Here is an 18,020-nt window from a genome sequence, read left to right as displayed (position 1 = left end):
TGTTGCACACGGTTGAGGACATCAGTCCGCCAGTCATCGTACACGTGGGGGAGGCCGTCAGACTCGGCGTAGCGTTTCCGCTGGCGGAGGCCGACCGGATCCTGAAACGTAATCGTTCCACTCCCACCACCCGATGGCGGGAATCGCCCTCTGTTCATGTTTGCGAGCACGACGATCGGATGTTCAAGCCCCTTTGCTGCGTGAATCGTTTGGACAGTCACCGAGTTCGCACCGGCGTTCGCGTGGACATCGTGGGTGCTCCCCGCTTCGATGCCACGCTCGATAAACCGGATCAGATCGCCCCGGGTCAGCGTCGTCGCGGTGTGTACTGACTGAATCGTGTGGAGGACAACATCGGCCGTGGCGCCGTCGTACCCGTACCGCGAGAAGACACATTCTGTCACCCCACCGAGCGTCTCCAGTTCTGCTAGTTGCTCGCGGAACGAGTGCATGTTCTCGGGATACACCTCAGTCTCGACACCCTCCATCATCGTGCCCAACTCGGACAGGATAGCCACCCCACTGGGAGTCCGTTGACATGGAGTAAGTGGAATCCACCGTCACACCTGCGATCGACCATGGCATTGTCGCATCATGCATCCCAGTGGGTGCAGCTCGTCGAAGACACGACAAGGATAGCCACCGACTGTCAGAGGGAGAGACGGTGCAGTTTGGGGACGATGTCATCTTTCTACAAGCAGGAAACCCCGCCCCTTGGGGCGGGGAGGAATGCGACACTTAGCCGTCTGTCCAACTACTGCGTTTCGTTGGTGTCGAGTGCGCGGTAGCCTTCGAGAAGAAGGCCTTTCCATGTGTAGCCGCGCCGCTCTTTGAACTCGCTTAGTTCCTCGTATTGGTCCTCGTCTACTTTGATGTGGATGCTCTTTGGCATACATGAGTATCTCATTCCATAGTCTTATGTATCTTCGGATGCTACGTATCGGTGTCGGATGACCGCCACCGCCACGAAAACGCTCGAAGCCACGCTCGCACCACCGACGGCGCACAAAGAGCATCGGCTTCAGCGTACTGTGGCGACGTACCGGCGTGCCCTTGCCGAGTCGTTCGAGAGTGGCGCGGACACACAGACGGCGGTCAACGATGTCGTCACCGGCTACAACCTCACGTCCTACGCGAAGGACGCGCTCAAGAACTACGTCCCGCAACTCCGCCGGACGTACAACGCTTCCGGGTTGGACGACGACCACCCCGTTCGCTTCACGAACCGAGGGTGGAAGCTCGACCACTCCGAGGACCGCGAACACGATTTCTGTTGGCGCGTCCCGCAGGCCGGACGTGGTAACGCCTTTTGGATTCCGCTCCGCATCAACCCCGCTCAGCGGGAGTTGTGGAACGGTCTGCGCGACGACGACGTGAGTGTCGGAGAGTTTCGACTGCAAGAGCACCGAACCAACTGGGTGCTTCACGTCACCGTCGAGTACGCGGTCGCGGAACCAGAGGAGCCGGACGACCCGACGCCGGTCGGCTTCGACATCGGTGAATCCAAGCTCCTGACGGGCTGTGCCTGTCGGGACGGTACTCCCACCCAACCGTACATCTACGACGGCGGACGCGCCCGACACCTCCGCAAAGAGATGTTCACCACGCTCCGCCGTCTCCAAGAGCGGGACGCCGCCGAATGGCGCGTGGACGGGCGCTTCAGCCACTATCAGAACGCGCTGACGGACATCGTGGAGAAGGCCTCCCGCGAAGCCGTCGAGTACGCTCGGTCCTTCGAGAATCCCGTTATCGTTCTCGAAGACCTGTCGTACATCCGCGAACATCTCGACTACGGCAAGTGGATGAACCGCCGCCTCCACAATTGGGCGTTCGCGCGTCTCACCGGACGCATCGAGGACAAAGCCCGCGACGCGGGTATCCCGGTGCGGTTCGTGAATCCCGCCTACACGAGTCAGACGTGCCACGCCTGCGGCCACCTCGGTTCGCGCTCGTCGCAGGCGTCGTTTCGATGCACGAACGACGAGTGTTGGGTTTCGAAGTACCAAGCGGACATCAACGCGGCGGCCAACATCGCCGGTCGCCTCAACCCGTGGGGAGAGAGCCTGTCGCTGAAACCGACGGGCGATGACTCGCCTCGGGACGGGAGTGCTTGTGACAGCACCACAGGACACCGCACGCCGAGTCCGAAACCTGGACAGACGACGCTTGCGGCGTTTCAGTCCTGAAACCTCCCTCGACGCGAGGCTTCCCTTGTAGGAAGCCCCGCCCTTTAGGGCGGGCGAGGATGTCACCACGACGCCCAATCGGTATCACGAAGAATACGCACTCGCCGCCTTCGAGGCTGGACTTGACGTGCTCATCGAAAAGCCGCTCGCGCACACCACTGAGAGCGCCGAACGTATCGTACAGGCAGCTCGGGACGCCGAATCAATTTGTCGGGTTGGATTTCACAACCGCGTCGCCAGCCCCGTCGAGGTGTTACTGAGCTATCTGTGGGACGATCGCTTTGGTGACATCTATCACATCGAAGCGAACTACCTCCGTCGGCGGGGCATTCCCGGCCGTGGGTCGTGGTTCACAAGCGAAGCACTGGCGGGCGGTGGGGCCCTCGTCGACATCGGTGCCCACGCGATCGATCTCGCGTTGTACCTGCTCGAATTCCCGGCGGTGACGGACGTATCAGGTGTGACGCGGTCGGTGTTCGGTGATCGGTCGGAGTACACGTACCTCGACATGCACGGGACAGAGGGAGATGGAGCGTTCGATGTCGACGATTCCGCGAGTGCGTTCATTCGGTGTGGGGATGACACGACGATCGCGCTCGACATCGCCTGGGCGGCTAATCGCCCACCCACGACCGATGTCGTGCTCCACGGGACGGAGGCTGGCGCACGGCTCGATCTTCAGACTGGGGAGCTGACGATCTTCGAAACTGGCGCTACTGGTGCACCACACTTTGCAGACAGCACCATCACGACGCGCGAGAACAACGCCCACCGGATCGAACAGCGCCGGTTCCTTGATGCCATCGCTGGTAGTGAGTCCCCGCTTGCCATGCCTGAGCAGGCACTCACCACTCAACGTGTGCTCGACGCTATCTACCGATCGAGCGCTGACGGAACCGGCGTGGCTCTCGAATCGAAACCGTTGCTCTCTGCTCACTAGTATGCACGATCTGACTGCCTTCCAACGGGATGTGCTGTATGTGCTTGCAGGCCGAAACGAACCGCATGGCTTTGCGATCAGAGATGAACTCGAAGACTACTACGATAAGCGAATCAATACCGGTCAGCTGTACCCAAGTCTCGACAGACTTGTTGAAAAAGGGTTAGTCGAGAAGGGCAAGCGCGACCAGCGGACGAACGCCTACACACTCACGCGTCGGGGCCAGCGCGAGATCGATGCTCGCACCGACTGGGAAACACAGCAGGTGGCCACTCTCTCACACGACGGAAACGATGAGCAACGGCTCCCCGAGAAGAGACATGTTCAACACGTTTAAGAGGACATAGCGGAGTTGTACGATTTCTGGGTGTAAATCCATCATCTCTCAACCGATGAAACAGAGTGCATAACAGCAATGGGGAACGAAACCGAATACCAGGCTGCTCTCATCGTCCAATCAGCTTTTCCGACAAAACGGGTGAAGCTTGAGCCGGGCATGGGACTGTTTGCAAACCAGCACGTCTGGGCGATTGTAACAGAAGCAAACGAGAAGATCGACGCCGAGCACGTGCCGGAAGGGACGCGTGTCGGACAGATCTGCTGGCAAGGTGAGGACATACTTACGCACGAGCTTGATGAGACGTATGTCACTGATTAAAGTACTGATAATTTGGCAATTTTTAATTTTTCCCAGGTTCGATCTCAAAACCGCAAACGAATTAGGTAATTTATAGAAAATTATAACAACTCTGCTTATAAAGGTGAGTATGTGGTAATGGATAGCAACATACTAGTCGTCACGGACGATGTTCATGCCTTGGGCATCGCTCCTGTGGGGTGTCAGATCCGGAATCTCGATGTTCAGTCGGGACCAGACGCATTGGACGCGGAGATCAACGAGATCAATCAATTGACTGGCGACGCATCAGCGAGGTTGGAGTCCGACATTGTCGAGGGGTCACGGGAATTGTTCCGTCGACTTGGACGACCCGATCAGGAGCCAGCTGGTGAGCAACTCGTGAAACTGATCGAGGCGAGAGGCTTCAATCGCAATAACAACATCGTCGATGCATACAACATCGTTGGGGCACGCTCGGGCGCGGTCATGGGGATGCATGACGCGGGCGAGATCGACGGCCCGGTTACGATCCGCCGGGCAGAGGGTGGCGAGACGATGCTGCCGATCTTCCACGAGGACTCGGAGACGGCCGCAGCGGGTGATCTCCTCTGGGAATTCGACGGGGATCTCTTAGCGCTGCTCGGCCCGGTGAGCCGGGACGCAGACGCATTCAAAGTCACCGAGGCAACTGACGACGTCCTGCTGGTCGTCCCGGGTAATCCGGCCCTGTCTGAAGCAGACGGCCGTGCACTGTGTCGTGACACGTTCGAACTGATCAAGCGCACGTGTCCAACTGCTACAATGGAGTTCCTCGACGTACGGCGTGACGTGGCCACGGACAGTCATACGGCCACGTCAATGCCAGCGGACGACTGACCGTCCGTTTTCCCTTAGACCGGTCCTCGTTTCTTGATGGTAGATCGAAGCTCAACTGACACGGTTTCAACGAGAAATTGATCCTTGAGACCGGTAATAGCTATTTGTAACTCGATATCCGTTGCGAGCTCAAACTCCTCGGCAACCTCGGTGCCGACGAACTGTTTACTGAACGATTTCACCGCTCGACCGTAGGCTTCAGCGGCTGCTGCAGTCAGTTCCCATTGGAGTTGTGGCGTCTTTTTCAGGTCAAACCCGCACGTCAGCGATTGCATGAGCGAGTTGGTCGACGGTCTGGGTTTCATTTTCGATAATGGATTAGGGGCGTCGCTATCTTTCTCATCGTCTAGTGGTTCAGATAGCCGCTCAATGACCACGTCCCGATGATCAACGATATCACTGAGTGCACGTGCCTCGACGACACGCACTCTCAACGGTAGCGACCGGCTCAGATCTCATCGCTACTCACCTCTGCTTGCTTGAGATCGTTGATAAGCCATTCCACCGTTAGGGGAACGCCCAACGTCTGGGAACCGATCGGCGTCGGCTTTCACTTCACGGGCGATGCGTTCCCGATTACGCTCGGGAACGTCCGTTATCGTCGCTTCACCAGCAACGATGCATCGCGTCCATGGAGTGAGCTTCTGTGGAGGGGCAGTCCTGTCGATCGATTTTCCATCACTGGCGATGACTGCCTGTGCTATACCATACGTAATGGTTACACTAGCATTCGTTTTAGAATTACAATAACCAATATTAAAGATACCAGTCGGTTAAGCAGGAAGTACTCCCGTAACGACGGAGAAATCGGGCATAGAGTTGGAAAGTTTTTTAGCAGCCTCTTAGTAGAGTCAAAATGGATGATATCGAGGCGCTGGTGCGTACGACAGTCCGGAAGCCACGGGAGAATCGGGTGTCATCTCCCACCACAGGAGTAATACGGTGCTCAACGGGGGTTGATAGAGTAATGAGCACCCATAGACGGTCGATGCCGCTGCCGATCAGTCGACCCCCTTGATTTCTCCACTGATGACCCGGTTACGAACACCCCTGGTGGAGCGAAGATGAAAGAGACAGCCCTTCTCACAGGCCAGAGTGGCCAGTTGTCGACCTCCGGTCAACCGAGGGATCAGAAGGTCCATTGAATGGTGACCACGTAACCGCCAGATCAAAGCCTATTTTACCCAATATACACATGGTTACAGACGAATCCCAGCCGGGTGAAGCCTCAGTACGATCATCTACTGTGAAGGCTCATCGTTTTTACCGGCTCTCGCCACCTCAGATTTTCTCGATATAACAGCGTCCGAAAATGATTTATGAGAACCGATAGATACTTTGTATATGGCAAAGATCGGTGGACTTCTCATGATTGGCATTTTGTTTTACGCTGTCTGGATTGGTGTCAGCTATTGGGTCTCCCAAGATGCCAAACGCCGCGGCAGTCGCCATCACCTCGCCTGGGGAATCGGTGTGTTCCTGATTGGACTCACCGGCCTCATTCTCTACCTTGTCGTCCGTGGTGATATGAATCAAGGCAGTAGCGCATATTGAACTGCGGGTCGGAAAAGAAGATGTCCGATACATCGCCACACGACGCAGTTACACTCCTTCCGTGGGACGACATCCCCTTCTCGACGATGCCGCCATGTGTGGCCCGACCGGTCGTTCCAGCCGTCACCTAGTCAGAATGTCATAGAACAGTACTCCATTCCTTTACGACTATTCCTGAACGATAAATATAGACAGGCGACGTAATATATCAGCGGATGATCATTCTTTCTCTGATTCCCAATATGCTCGTGTTTCCCATCGATTCATCTGCATAATGCCGTTCCATCAGCGGAATACCATCTTCGTAGAGCCAGTACGATAATAGCGATGGATGAACCCACGACTCTGTCGGACAGCACGATGAGGTCGATCTGTGAGATGTTTCTCCTGTACTTAGCGTTCGTCGGGACAATGAGGATAGTGAACTATTTTAAATATTAAATTATATTACAATAACAGACTTACTACAAGAAGTCGGTGACTAATCCGATTCCATGACTGGGCACCGTCTAGTCGAAGTGTGCGCAGGTCTTGGGTTTGGTGTTCATGCAACACCAAAACCCGCTCACCACGGTCTTACAGCCAGCTTCAATTGAGTGTTGGGACGAATCGCTCGCCCGATTGAGATCGTCCACGACGAGCAGGAGGCGATCGGTATCCCGCGCGATCCGTAGGGCATCCTGCCCCGCTACCAAGTTCAATGTCGGATACAGCCGATCAAACGCCGACTGGATCGCCTGCGAGAGACTCGTAGCTCCCTGAATGTCGGCTGGTTCGAGACGAAGGGCCGGTCCGGAGTCCGACCACTCCTCCATTGCCTGATAGCACGTGACGGTTTTTCCGAATCCCGAGTTCCCGACGATCGGTAGCAGGTAGTTTCTTGAGCTGGAATCACGAGCATGCTCGAGAATCGTGGTCAGTTCCGAGTGCTGAACGACGGCCTTCTCCTCAGTGCGGATACGGACCCGTTCCCGATACGCGTTGAGGCTTTGTTCTGAGAGTTCAAGGTAAGAGCCGTTGCTCACAACATACACTCAACGACGTCAATTTCAACGAGGTTTAGAAATACGGGAACAACCACTGGCAGCAGGGCTGCCAGCAGCGAGTAGGAACCATTCTGTACTTGATGGGCGAAATAGCCGCGTTTCACGTGAATGCTTCCGGCTTTGTCGAGTCCTTTCATCAGTCGGAGCATGAACTTGAGAATGAGATACATCGAGAACAACCCTAATACAACCGTGATGAGTTGGCCGATCGGAACCTGATTATTGCACAAGACCTGTTCGGCTGCAGATATACCAATCTGCATCGGAAGTACTGGAAGCAAGACAGTAGTTGACTGAGCGTGCGATCCGCGATGAAGATGACAGTTCGGAACAACTTCTCTCGACAGCTCGCTATCGCCGATACTGGCACGGACCCGAACAGTCTCGGTTCTCGGGGCCGTTCATGTCTGTATGCGGAACCAGCGGACACCATTGAGTCACACCGAACAAGCCGCCCTTGAGCGACTGTACGAAGACGACGAGCCGGTTGCAGACAGTTTTTCACGAGCGGTGGCCGTCAGCGCACTTGCAGAGCTCGACTGTGAGCCGTCCGTTGCCCACAGCGTCCTTGATCGGTTGCTCTCAAAGGGATATCTGTATGCCGTCGATGGAGACCTCCATATTACCGATAGCCCATAAAGAACGTGCTCCAACCCGACGAGGGGTCGTCTGTAACGTGCTGTGACGCACGTCGTCGAACGAGAGTTCCTTTGGTCGGCGGTTTCAATCCCGTATTGGGTTTCTAGGGTACTGTGACGGGACTGTCCCTGTGCAGATCCCCACAGACACAGTTTCAATCCCGTGTCGGGTTTCTAGGGTACTGTGACACGTTCGTCCCGACCTGCGCCTCAAGGACATCGCCGTTTCAATCCCGTGTTGGGTTTCTAGGGTACTGTGACCCATTCACGCCTTCGGCGCGATAGTAGCCGCACGCGGTTTCAATCCCGTGTTGGGTTTCTAGGGTACTGTGACAGGGGGTGAACATGCGCCGAGAGGGCCTATAAGCATTTCTCATTCCGTGAGCAACAGGGGCATCTTCGTGGACCCCCCCTGTACACAGACTTTATAAAGGTCCACGAAGATCACTCCCTCACAAGAGGTCTCACCCGGGGGTGACTCTGAGAGTGGAGTCGGGACGTGCTTCCAACTCACCCCCTCACTCACTGTTCACCACCAGTTGGCCCGTCAGGGTCAGTGACACACGCTTCGTTTTCCCCTCGCGCCGGCCGGCGACAGCATCGTTCTGTTCGAGGAGATCAACATGACGGGCCACCGTGCTCTTTGGACGGCCAGTGGCCTCCGTGAGTTGCGGTATCGAGATCTCTCCGTCGGCCCCGGCGATGGCGGTAAGAGTCTCATACACGGTGTCGGACACGGTCGTGCTGAGGGTGGGCAGTTCCCATTCACGGACCTTGCCATCAACATCGCTGAAAACGAGAACGCTATCGATCTGCTGGATCTCTGTGAGGACAGCCGTCATCAGCGGCAGCAGAATATCACGCGCACCGCCCCCCAGATTAACCGTCACAGCGCCCCCAGCTGCCTGGAGTAACTCCTGACACCGGACCACAGCCGTTTCAAAATCGTCGTGTGGGATCCGTTCCGTCGTCACCGCGATCTCCGGCTGGACCTCGCCGAGTAGCCGCTGCACATCGTTGATCGCCTCGTCTGCACGACTGGTATCTGTCTCCGCTGTCGGCCGAATTAGAACGATCCGATCGTCGCCGTCTACCCCATGACTCAACACTGTCCGGGTCACACTCGTGCTATTGTAGCCGATCGGAGAAAGATACGTTCGCATTGTCATGCTCCTCGAACTGCAGCGATAAAACAACACCGTCCTATTACCATGGGATCAAAGACGTGAATCCCAGATAACTTGGATCGTCTCACAATATCGAAAGGATTTAGTAGGTGATACTCCATGCAGAGATGTGTGATACAAATTGAAACACATCAGGATAACAGTTGTGGCCAACAGGCAGAGATTATCAGCCCGAGCTGTCAGGGAGGGCCTCTGTAGTGGATAGCATCGTCGATTCTGTCATCAATATACCAATTCCCGTCGGAAATAATCCGACTCTTCAGGTGACACCATGCGACAGATTACATTGACACTTGAGCCAGAGGGGGCGTTCGCTGTGCCGACATGGAACGGCTATCAGGTGTACGGAGCGCTGCTTTCGGCACTCGGAGACGTTTCCGCGGGAGTGAGCGAGCGACTCCACGACGCCCCCCTCGGGAGTCTCCACAACAGTGGGTTGGTGGGATCGTTCGCGAACAGTGAGCGAAAGCATCACAAACAGACGATCACGGACCAGACGTACACGCTTGATCTCGGCGTCACCGATCCACGTGATCAAGACGTGTTCGAAGCGCTCGCGGACGCGTTCGTATTCAGTGGTGACTCATTGGACCTCGATCGCGGCAGCTTCCACGTGCGTAGCTTCGCGAGCATGAACGCGACGCACGAGGAACTGCTAGCCGATGCAGCTGAACTGGTTGAGCAGGCTCCGCCGAACGTCGAGCTCGAACTGACGTTCCGGACGCCGACGTGTATTCGGGAAACAGCTGAGATCACCACGATGTTCCCTCATCGAGCGAGCACGTTCCGCTCGCTGCTGCGTCGCTGGAACAAGACGGTGCCGACCGAACAGGCCGACGAACTGGAACTGAGTCTGGCCCGAGCGGACTTCGAGGAGAACCTCATCGAAAAGCCCGACTTTCGGTCGCTCGACTCCCACAGCGTCCTCGTGAACCGTGGCGAGAACGGCAGACCAATCCAACGTCAAGGCTTCTCTGGGCAGTGCACCTACAAGTTCAAGGGTGCAAGCGAGGCGGTTCGGACGGCGGTGACAGCGCTCGCGCTGTTTGGCGAGTTCGGAGGCGTCGGTGGCTTCGTCGCGCGTGGGTGTGGTGCTGTCGCTGTGGAGGTCAACTCATGAATCCGGCGGAGTTTATCGAGGACGTTCTCAAAGCAGACGATGGCGACGAGGGGCTGAGTCCCTCTGACAATGTCTACTTGCGGTTCAGACAGACAGTTGATCCAGGGATGTTCGACGCCGAGTTCGATGTCATTCCGGCTAAGAGTCGTGCGGTCCGGAGTCGCTGGACGGGCAAACCGTACACCGATCAGACATTGCGGAGTCACGTACTCAACGGTGCTGCTTTCGGGGCTCGTCTCAATCATGCACTCAGCCGACTAGACTCAAGTGCTGCGCTGCCGGAGACGGAGCTACTTAAAGTGCTTGCTCTCTACGCCTGCCATGATCTCCACAAAACCCGAGAGGCCCAGCAGCGGAGAGCGGGGGCCACCGATCGAAAGAACGCCGACAAAGATATTACGAAATCCGAGACGAAGGCATACGTCGACCGCCTCCGACTATCGCAATTGGACACAAACCTTGACCCCGACGACTACAGAGCAAGTGCCCTTGCTGCCGAGGAAAATAGTGGTCGTCACGCCGAGTCTCCAAGCCGTGTATTCACTCGATACCGTGAGTGGATCCGTGTGATGGACGCTGCTGCGGGGCTCGATGTCCCAGTCGTGGACGACCACCTTGAAGAGCGTGTGCAGGCGATCGACTCCGATGTCTGTCTCGCCAGCCACTCATTTGACGATACGAAAGGCCTATCGACAAATATCCTCCATACGACCATTACTGACGAAATCTGCGCTTCGACACCGGCTGCCCTTGTGGTCTACTTTGTCGATGGTGCTCTCTATCTGGTGCCTGATGGAACCGATATCGTGGACCCATTCAAGAGCGAGAATACGTCAGCGAAGGAGATAACAGACTCGTTCATTGAGACCCTCCGTGAAGCTCGAACCGAATTCGCCGACCCGGAGCGGATGACGACGGGAATCAACCCTGATTTCCAGAAAGGGAAACTCGATATCTCAGCCTCGATGTATCTTCTCAGTGGGGTAGAGACGTCTCTCCGGAGTGCACGTCATCTACTCCGTGACCGCAGCGAAAACAGCGATTGGGGAGAGTACAACACATACGAGTACGCTGTTCAGGTCGGAATCGCTGGGGATCTTCTCTCGGAGCCACTACCCTCCACCGAGAAGGCAATCCCGCTCGGACTGCAACTCAGTACCTATTACGGGGAACTCTATTATCCTCTCTCAGGCGAGGAGAGACGTGACGCTATTAGACATTTATGCAAGGCACTGAACATCCCGGATGTTGGAGAATGGATTAGTGCTGAAACCGAGAATTGGTATCTTGAGTACGTGACAGATACACCGTCGAGACGCACGCTCAGTACGCTCGCCGAGCGATTTAATGCAGATCAGTCGGACGTCGCGGAGGACCTCACGTCTGGTGTGAAGTTGACGAGTGGGGGAACGCGGTCGTTCCCAATCTTGATTGCGGCGGCATTCTTACAATCTGACAATGAAGCAGGAGTTAGATGGGATGAGCGCCCGCTTGAGACGATTCTCGAAGCTGCCGAAGAGCACCTGCTATCATACTATCGGTCGTGGCCCACAGACTGGGACCACAGTGCTCCGATCAGCGTAACAGATTCTGACACCTCAGCCAGTAAACGCGAGCAGTTTGAGCGCGTTAAGGAAGGACTCATTTGGAAGTCACACCCAGAATACGTCCGACAGAACCTTCAGGTCAACCAACGTCCGATCTTCGACACGGACGCATCGAAGACAAAACTTGGACAGTACGGACGTAGTTCACAACCGCACGTTTGTCTACTCTGTGATGACGTGCTGATCGGGTCTAGATCGCTTGACGATTTCAAAACGACTGGGAGCGGAGACATAACATTCGGTTTCTCACACTACAAGCCAATCACAACTGAGAAAGGAGAGCCAAAATCAGCCATCTGTCCACAATGTGAACTTGAGCTGACCCTCCGTGACGCTGTACATGACACGTCATCGGACGGGGAATCACATTACCTCTTCCTCGCCCCCGACTACTTCTATGCGCCAGGGGATGTTCTCATCGAGCAGCGCATTCGTGAGGCTGTCTACTTCGCGAGTGGCCTCACTCTATTGCAATTGGCCCGTTCGATAGTCGTCGGTGATAAAACCACTCGTGCATCGATCGTCGAGGAAATATTTTCAGAGTTTGATTCCGCGCGAGAGGGGGCCAACGACGCGTCGTTCCGCAACATGGTGAGGAACTATGATGCGATGTATAAACAGGATGGTGCCCTTGGACTTTTCCGGATTGACCCACCACGGCGGGGGACACAGAGTAGGAAACCCATCACTCGGATTCCAAGCGGGCTCGTCAGCTCAATGGTTGCCACAGGAATGGCATGGTTGACCTCGTCGCGGGTGTTACTCACGAAGACGCAAATTCCGGTAACACAATTCGACGAATTCAACGAACAGGTACATCTCAATAACCTCCCGGGCGTCGTCAAGCGGTTCACTGGCAACGAGGTATCCATCTCGTACCGCCGAGATCTGGGCATTAGTCCGGAATCATTCAATATCGACTCTCGGCTCACCCAGTCGATATCCTCATCGATGCTTCTCGATGACGCCGACCCCGTTGACGAATCGGCCGAGGTAGCGGAGAATGGTGCCGATTCGGCCCATGACTCTGAGTGTGGAAAAACTACGTCGCTTGACTCAACAGACAGGGTGAGTAGACATGTCAACATCGAATTAGAGACGGATCTCGAGACTACACTGTACAAACTCGCCAGTTTGTTCACCGTGGCCTTCCGTGCGCATGGAACGGAGATACAGCGGGTAAAAACCGTTCTCAATCGCGCGAAAGAACCGTTCCCGGGTGCAGAAACAATGCTCAGGGGTAAGGAGCAAAGCACTGATCCGAGAGCATTGCACTCTGCGCTCGTCCTTGATACCCTCCTATATCCAACAATGAGCAATCGAATTGATGCCCTCGCCGATGCAGGGTTCAATACACTTCAACCGGATGCACAGAGCACGAGCAATTACGAGTACGAGCGGCTGTTTCGTGTCGCTCGTGAGTCGATTAGCGATGGGCTGGCACAGAATGCCTCGCAAGATGAACTGATCGATATCGTCACTGGCGATGTAATGAAAGCTGCAGCCCGGGCTGAGACTCCCGGGTACGACGATGTCTCCCGCAAGCGTGAGCCCGCAGAGGAGTTCTCGACGATCTTCGTCGATGACATCTTTTACGGGCTCTGTGATGGGGATTTCTACGAATTGCGGCGTCACGAAAATCATCTCGCCAGCGGATATAATGCTGCTATCCGTCGACGGCTGCAAGAATTCTTCGATGAACACAGAGAATAACCACAGAATACACTAATGACCCTCGATACCTTTACCGACGAGCTTGAACCCGGAACAGTCGCACAGCTACAGAACACCCGACAGAACCGATTCACTCACCTTTTGCTCCTGCGGGAGGTTACTGCTCCGGCTCGATTCACTACCGACGGTGAGACGGTCAATACGATGCGGATACGGACCGGTGATCCACAGGGCGAGACGCAACTTGCTCGGGTTGTTGACCTCTTCTACCGGAAACAACCCGGCGCGGAACGCCGGACGGCCAAAAGTATTCAACGCGATCTCCTCAGCCACATTGATGCATGTGCTGATGACCATATGGCTCCTAATGAGATGCAACAGAACTCCGTTGAGAGTGTCTTGTTCGGGAGTGCGGCAGGCGACGAACAGATCAGTCAACGCAGCCGAGTATACTATAACAGCGCTTACAGCATCAGAACGGCTGAGGCTGCTGTTCAACAGAACGTCCAAAATGCCCCCGGCGATGAGACCCGTGTCGACGCAACTGAGGGGCAGGGAACTTGGACACCTGACTTCGTGAAACCAGGGACGCTATTCCCGAGTGTTGTCACGCTCGATAGCGCTACTCCAGAGGAGGTGGTTTTCGTCATGGCAGCGATTGCTCAAACGACACGCTATGGTGCCAACGAAACGCGCGGCGGAAACGTCCGCAATCACTTCCTCGGAGTTTATACCGGTCGACAGGATGGTCCAGCAAACCTTGAACTTACACGAGTAGCAGCTGGCATGTTAAGTGGTACGGGTGATGAATACGCTGTCGAGGATCTTAAAACAACGATCAGGTCAGATCCCATTGACATTGCAGCGGCTACTGACGCCGTCCAGTCTGCATACACACAACTGCAGGAGCGGCGAGGCCTTGATTTCAACAGGGTTCCGGATGAGATCCTTGAGGGCGTAGTTCAAACATTAGGAGACGATAACCAGCTAGCAACTATACTCGAACGGCAGTACGAAAAAGTCGAAGACTACATCGCCCGCGTCGAAGACTGATGCCGAGGGATGTGACTAGTGTGGTCGAACTATCGATCACACCACTTGACCAGTACTACTACGTCTCCCGGGAGAGTGGTGATCGGTTTTCGACGAAGCCCTACATCATGCACTCCGCGCTGTTTTACGCGCTTGGGCTGCTTCCGACCCGATTCCGTGTCAGCGAACAAACACCCGAATACACCACCCACTACAAACAGTCGGAGGCGGCCAGAGGAATCTATATTCATCCTGCGACGATCGTCGGTGGAGGTCGGCACATGACTCGGCGGTTCAGCGTCAAAGGCGACACATATCGGAGTGAAGCCCAGCAGGAGAACAAAAACCTGCTCGAAACGGGACATCAACGAACGTATGAGCCTGACATCCAGTTTCGAACCTTTGTGACGTGTGATGGCGGGACAGATGCTCTCGCGTTCGCACAGCAACTCCCTTCGTACATCCGCGTCGGGAAGAAAATGACCAGCGCCCGTCTCGAAACGGATGTCCATGACGTAACTCCGAAGGAGGGCCAGTTTACTCTCGACCAACCAGTCGGGAAGCAAGATATTAGCACCGACGAGTACGATATTCTGGGGTCGGTTCGCATGGAGTCAATGGCACCCGTAGACCTGCTTACCCAGAGCGACTTATCGGGCCAATACGTGCGTGTCGACGCTCAGTTTGGTCCCGAAAAAAATGACACAGGGATCACACTCCCCACCGACGTCTACTTTCTCGGAACTGACCAATGACGCTCGACCGCCTCTTCGATACGCAGTTGCGCCTCGCTGGAGCGTGGATGCCTGGTACCACGACAGCGGAATACTTCCCGCTGCCGAGCGAGCACGTAGACGCCCACCAGCTGGAGATGTGTGCAGCACTGCAGAGCGATGCGACTGTCCTCCTCAACACGAATCCGACGGGCGGTGGAAAGACACTTTCATGGGTCGCCCCGATTATTCGGGAGAGTATCACCGACGTGCCATCGCTTGTGATGGCAACCTACCCGACGACAGCTCTGATTCAGGATCAGCAACGGACGATACTGAATCTGTTCCGACGGTACTATGGTACTGACAAAGCACCGTGGGTGAGCGAGCGGTCGTATGAGCTAAATACCCGTAGCGACCTGAATGGCGAGAAAGAGGCGACGGAGGTATTAACCAACGGATCAGAGGCCGTCCCGCTAACGGAGCGTGTCGCCGCAGTGAGTTCAGGCATCGGCGATGAGAGCATCAAGACACAGCTACGTGACATACATGACAAGGCTGTCGATACGCTTCAATCAACGGGGCTTCCGACGGTTATCCTCACGACGCCGGATACACTGACATACATGGCGACGAACCGATTCCATGACAACGATATCTCTCGGATAGTCCCGGAGTTGGACGCCATCGTGGTTGACGAATTCCATCTCACAACCGATCGCGCCCGCCGCTTGCTCCCACTCCATTTGGATGTCTATAATCGTCTCGCTGGCCGATATTTGGATACTTTCGTGTTCCTCTCTGCGACACCAGAGCCCAGCTACATCGAACGTATCAAACGTGCATTCAATCCGACCCATGTTTCCAACACGGTCTTGGATAAAGCACCTAACAAACAGTCGGCTCGCCAAATCCTCCCGGAGGTACAACTGGGCATCACATCGCAGCCACGCTTCACGAGTGACAGATTGCTTGTGAACAACGTTGAGGCCCTCGCTGCGGCACACGAACCACCAGGCCAGTTGCTCATCATCGTCGATAGCATCCGCGAAGTGGAGGCCGTCACCGAGGCGTTTGAGAGTGAGACAGACTTATCGGTCGGCCGAGTCTATGGATGGAAGAAGAAGGGACGGCAGCAGGCAATCGAGAAGAGCGACGTAGTCGTCGGTAACAGTGCAGTTGAGGTTGGGGTAGACTTCGATCGAGTTAATCGACTAATCTGTACAGGTTACGAACCGAGTAGTACCCTCCAACGAATCGGTCGAATGCGGTATCGGTCACAGTTCAATGACTACCGAGCACTCCTCATCACGACACCAGCCGTTCAAGAGTATCTCGTGACGATGACAGATGGAGACACTCTTGCGCGGTCTACGTTCGATGATGCGCTCCACAATGTCAACAACGCCGTCACGAACCGTCCCTACTACGATGTTCTGTGTGGAGCATATCCCCGCTATCTATGGGAACACACCGATAGATCGCTTGATGAACAATATGCCTTGAAGGATGCTGCCTACCGAACGACCGCTTTCGATCATTTCGGGCCCGATTTCGAGCAGTTCTTCGATCAGCAGATGACCGAACCAGCGTTCTGGGCTCTCGCCGACCAGTTGGTCTCAGAATCACCAACAGCCGATATCTTTGAAAGATTGCACTCCTACCGATCATCGTCACTCGGGTGTCTCGTCATTGATGTCAACGATAGTGAGGAGCGGTTAAAAATGTCCAGTCTATATCATGTCATGCGTCACCGTGAAGGCGAAGTGATTCCATGTGACGATCTTCTCAATCGGTTTGAAACTGTCATCGGACGTCAACCATCAAGCGAGGAACGGTCGTTTTTCACCCAGCATATCAACTACGCTGCTGCTGGCTTCGTAGCGACAGGTCGGTGCGAAACCCCCCGGGACTACTATCTGAACGATTTCGGTTTCCTCCATCGGATGGAAAAACGTGCTAAGTCGGGCAATCTCCACCGTGCGATTGGTACCATCGATGATCCCGAAGTGAAGACCAGTCCCGGTGTGATCGGGACCGAGCATATCGATATCGGCGACACGGGAGTCCTCGCGCAGTTCGTACGTGACGATGTTGAACGGGCACGAGCGCGATTCGGACTGGGACCGTATGCAGCTGTGATTCCAACGCCACAAAGTGGAACCTTACTACTATGGGATGATGCTATCAAGGCTCACGCGCAGTTAGTAGCTCAAAAGCGGTGACATAACACCTTAATGGAATCTGGTGAGATTTGATGCTTACATGAGTGAGACACTGACCCACCCCTATTTCGAGTATCAGGTGAGTCGGCGGAAGGCGATCCGCCAGCAAGCGATTCTCCTCCGGAAGGCGATTACAGGAGAGTTAGATGAGTATCACGCGCTGGCGGTGTGTCGATGAGACTCGTTGTAACCTACGATGTGAGTGATGACGCGAATCGTCGGCAGGTGTATCGAACGTTAGAGCGCTACGGAGCATGGCGACAGTACAGCGTCTTCGAACTGGACGTCTCGAAAACAGAACGGGTAGAACTGGAAGACGAACTCGCCACACAGATCGAGCCAACGGATGGGGATCGAATCCGCCTCTATCGGCTCTGTGAGGCCTGTTGCGATAGTGTGACTGATCTTGGTGTCGCACCACCTGAGGAACAGTCGAACGTTCTGTGAAGAGAAGCTACGTGGACCTTTATAAAGTCTGTGTACAGGGGGGGGGGTCCACGAAGATGTCCCTGTTGCTCACTGAATGAGAAACGCTTATAGGCCCTCTCGGCGCATATTCACCCCTTGTCACAGTACCCTAGAAACCCAACACGGGATTGAAAC

General features: G+C 55.3%; 18 protein-coding genes and 3 pseudogenes. 15 read left to right on the top strand and 6 right to left on the bottom strand.

Features of this window, described 5'->3' with window-relative positions:
- Window positions 1-8: 8 nt before the first annotated feature.
- Both EIK79_RS15530 and EIK79_RS18250 read right to left on the bottom strand, forming a co-directional pair.
- A pseudogene (locus EIK79_RS15530) lies at window positions 9-470 on the bottom strand (3'-5' exonuclease); the annotation flags it as partial.
- 284 nt (window positions 471-754) lie between these two features.
- On the bottom strand, window positions 755-892 hold the full coding sequence (locus tag EIK79_RS18250; RefSeq protein ID WP_185715671.1) for a hypothetical protein: 138 nt from the start codon (window positions 890-892) through the stop codon (window positions 755-757).
- A gap of 58 nt (window positions 893-950) precedes the next feature.
- Between EIK79_RS18250 and EIK79_RS15525 the strand changes: the two genes are divergently transcribed.
- From EIK79_RS15525 to EIK79_RS15505, 6 genes and pseudogenes are all read left to right on the top strand, one after another.
- On the top strand, window positions 951-2,186 hold the full coding sequence (locus tag EIK79_RS15525; protein WP_124956314.1) for an RNA-guided endonuclease TnpB family protein: 1,236 nt from the start codon (window positions 951-953) through the stop codon (window positions 2,184-2,186).
- Window positions 2,187-2,265: 79 nt separating this feature from the next.
- A pseudogene (locus EIK79_RS19080) lies at window positions 2,266-2,397 on the top strand (Gfo/Idh/MocA family oxidoreductase); the annotation flags it as partial.
- A gap of 39 nt (window positions 2,398-2,436) precedes the next feature.
- Window positions 2,437-3,126 (top strand): Gfo/Idh/MocA family protein, encoded by a 690-nt coding sequence (locus EIK79_RS15520; RefSeq protein WP_267900551.1) that lies wholly within the window; start codon window positions 2,437-2,439, stop codon window positions 3,124-3,126.
- 1 nt (window position 3,127) lies between these two features.
- Entirely contained in the window at window positions 3,128-3,463 is a 336-nt protein-coding gene (locus EIK79_RS15515; RefSeq protein WP_124956312.1) for a PadR family transcriptional regulator, read from the top strand.
- A gap of 78 nt (window positions 3,464-3,541) precedes the next feature.
- A complete protein-coding gene (locus EIK79_RS15510) occupies window positions 3,542-3,784 on the top strand; it encodes a hypothetical protein (RefSeq protein WP_124956310.1) in 243 nt (80 codons plus the stop codon).
- Window positions 3,785-3,901: 117 nt separating this feature from the next.
- Complete coding sequence (locus EIK79_RS15505; protein WP_124956308.1) at window positions 3,902-4,621, top strand: phenylalanine--tRNA ligase beta subunit-related protein; 720 nt, start codon at window positions 3,902-3,904, stop codon at window positions 4,619-4,621.
- A gap of 14 nt (window positions 4,622-4,635) precedes the next feature.
- Here the strand turns inward: EIK79_RS15505 and EIK79_RS15500 are convergent, their stop codons facing one another.
- A complete protein-coding gene (locus tag EIK79_RS15500; RefSeq protein WP_124956306.1) occupies window positions 4,636-5,049 on the bottom strand; it encodes a hypothetical protein in 414 nt (137 codons plus the stop codon).
- Window positions 5,050-5,965: 916 nt separating this feature from the next.
- On the opposite strand from EIK79_RS15500, the gene EIK79_RS15495 reads away from it, so the two are divergent.
- Complete coding sequence (locus EIK79_RS15495; RefSeq protein ID WP_124956304.1) at window positions 5,966-6,175, top strand: PLDc N-terminal domain-containing protein; 210 nt, start codon at window positions 5,966-5,968, stop codon at window positions 6,173-6,175.
- A gap of 509 nt (window positions 6,176-6,684) precedes the next feature.
- Here the strand turns inward: EIK79_RS15495 and EIK79_RS15490 are convergent.
- Entirely contained in the window at window positions 6,685-7,200 is a 516-nt protein-coding gene (locus tag EIK79_RS15490) for an ATP-binding protein (RefSeq protein WP_124956302.1), read from the bottom strand.
- A complete protein-coding gene (locus EIK79_RS15485; RefSeq protein ID WP_148094155.1) occupies window positions 7,197-7,484 on the bottom strand; it encodes a hypothetical protein in 288 nt (95 codons plus the stop codon). The genes EIK79_RS15490 and EIK79_RS15485 overlap by 4 nt, the downstream gene beginning before the upstream one ends.
- Before the next feature lie 148 nt (window positions 7,485-7,632).
- On the opposite strand from EIK79_RS15485, the gene EIK79_RS15480 reads away from it, so the two are divergent.
- Window positions 7,633-7,860, top strand: a complete 228-nt coding sequence (locus EIK79_RS15480) for a hypothetical protein (protein WP_124956297.1) — start codon at window positions 7,633-7,635, stop codon at window positions 7,858-7,860.
- 517 nt (window positions 7,861-8,377) lie between these two features.
- On the opposite strand, the gene csa3 is transcribed toward EIK79_RS15480, so the two are convergent.
- Window positions 8,378-9,028, bottom strand: coding sequence for a CRISPR-associated CARF protein Csa3 (gene csa3, locus EIK79_RS15475; RefSeq protein ID WP_233738211.1), 651 nt, complete (start codon window positions 9,026-9,028; stop codon window positions 8,378-8,380).
- 289 nt (window positions 9,029-9,317) lie between these two features.
- Between csa3 and cas6 the strand changes: the two genes are divergently transcribed.
- From cas6 to cas2, 7 genes and pseudogenes are all read left to right on the top strand, one after another.
- Complete coding sequence (gene cas6, locus EIK79_RS15470) at window positions 9,318-10,166, top strand: CRISPR system precrRNA processing endoribonuclease RAMP protein Cas6 (protein ID WP_124956295.1); 849 nt, start codon at window positions 9,318-9,320, stop codon at window positions 10,164-10,166.
- Window positions 10,163-13,486, top strand: a complete 3,324-nt coding sequence (gene cas10d / locus EIK79_RS15465) for a type I-D CRISPR-associated protein Cas10d/Csc3 (protein ID WP_124956293.1) — start codon at window positions 10,163-10,165, stop codon at window positions 13,484-13,486. The genes cas6 and cas10d overlap by 4 nt, the downstream gene beginning before the upstream one ends.
- Before the next feature lie 15 nt (window positions 13,487-13,501).
- On the top strand, window positions 13,502-14,500 hold the full coding sequence (cas7d, locus tag EIK79_RS15460; RefSeq protein ID WP_124956291.1) for a type I-D CRISPR-associated protein Cas7/Csc2: 999 nt from the start codon (window positions 13,502-13,504) through the stop codon (window positions 14,498-14,500).
- Window positions 14,501-14,520: 20 nt separating this feature from the next.
- On the top strand, window positions 14,521-15,234 hold the full coding sequence (cas5d, locus tag EIK79_RS15455) for a type I-D CRISPR-associated protein Cas5/Csc1 (RefSeq protein WP_185715670.1): 714 nt from the start codon (window positions 14,521-14,523) through the stop codon (window positions 15,232-15,234).
- Window positions 15,231-17,417 carry a type I-D CRISPR-associated helicase Cas3' gene (cas3, locus tag EIK79_RS15450; RefSeq protein WP_124956287.1) on the top strand — a complete coding sequence of 729 codons (2,187 nt, stop codon included), beginning with the start codon at window positions 15,231-15,233 and terminating at the stop codon, window positions 17,415-17,417. Before cas5d ends, cas3 begins: the two co-directional genes overlap by 4 nt.
- 19 nt (window positions 17,418-17,436) lie before the next feature.
- Window positions 17,437-17,595: pseudogene (locus EIK79_RS15445) on the top strand (CRISPR-associated protein Cas1); the annotation flags it as partial.
- Complete coding sequence (gene cas2 / locus EIK79_RS15440; protein ID WP_124956284.1) at window positions 17,592-17,864, top strand: CRISPR-associated endonuclease Cas2; 273 nt, start codon at window positions 17,592-17,594, stop codon at window positions 17,862-17,864. The pseudogene EIK79_RS15445 and the gene cas2, both read left to right, overlap by 4 nt.
- Window positions 17,865-18,020 lie beyond the last annotated feature (156 nt).

Source organism: Halocatena pleomorpha (assembly GCF_003862495.1).
Taxonomy (GTDB): Archaea; Halobacteriota; Halobacteria; order Halobacteriales; family Haloarculaceae; genus Halocatena; species Halocatena pleomorpha.
This window is presented reverse-complemented; position numbering and strand designations above follow the sequence as displayed.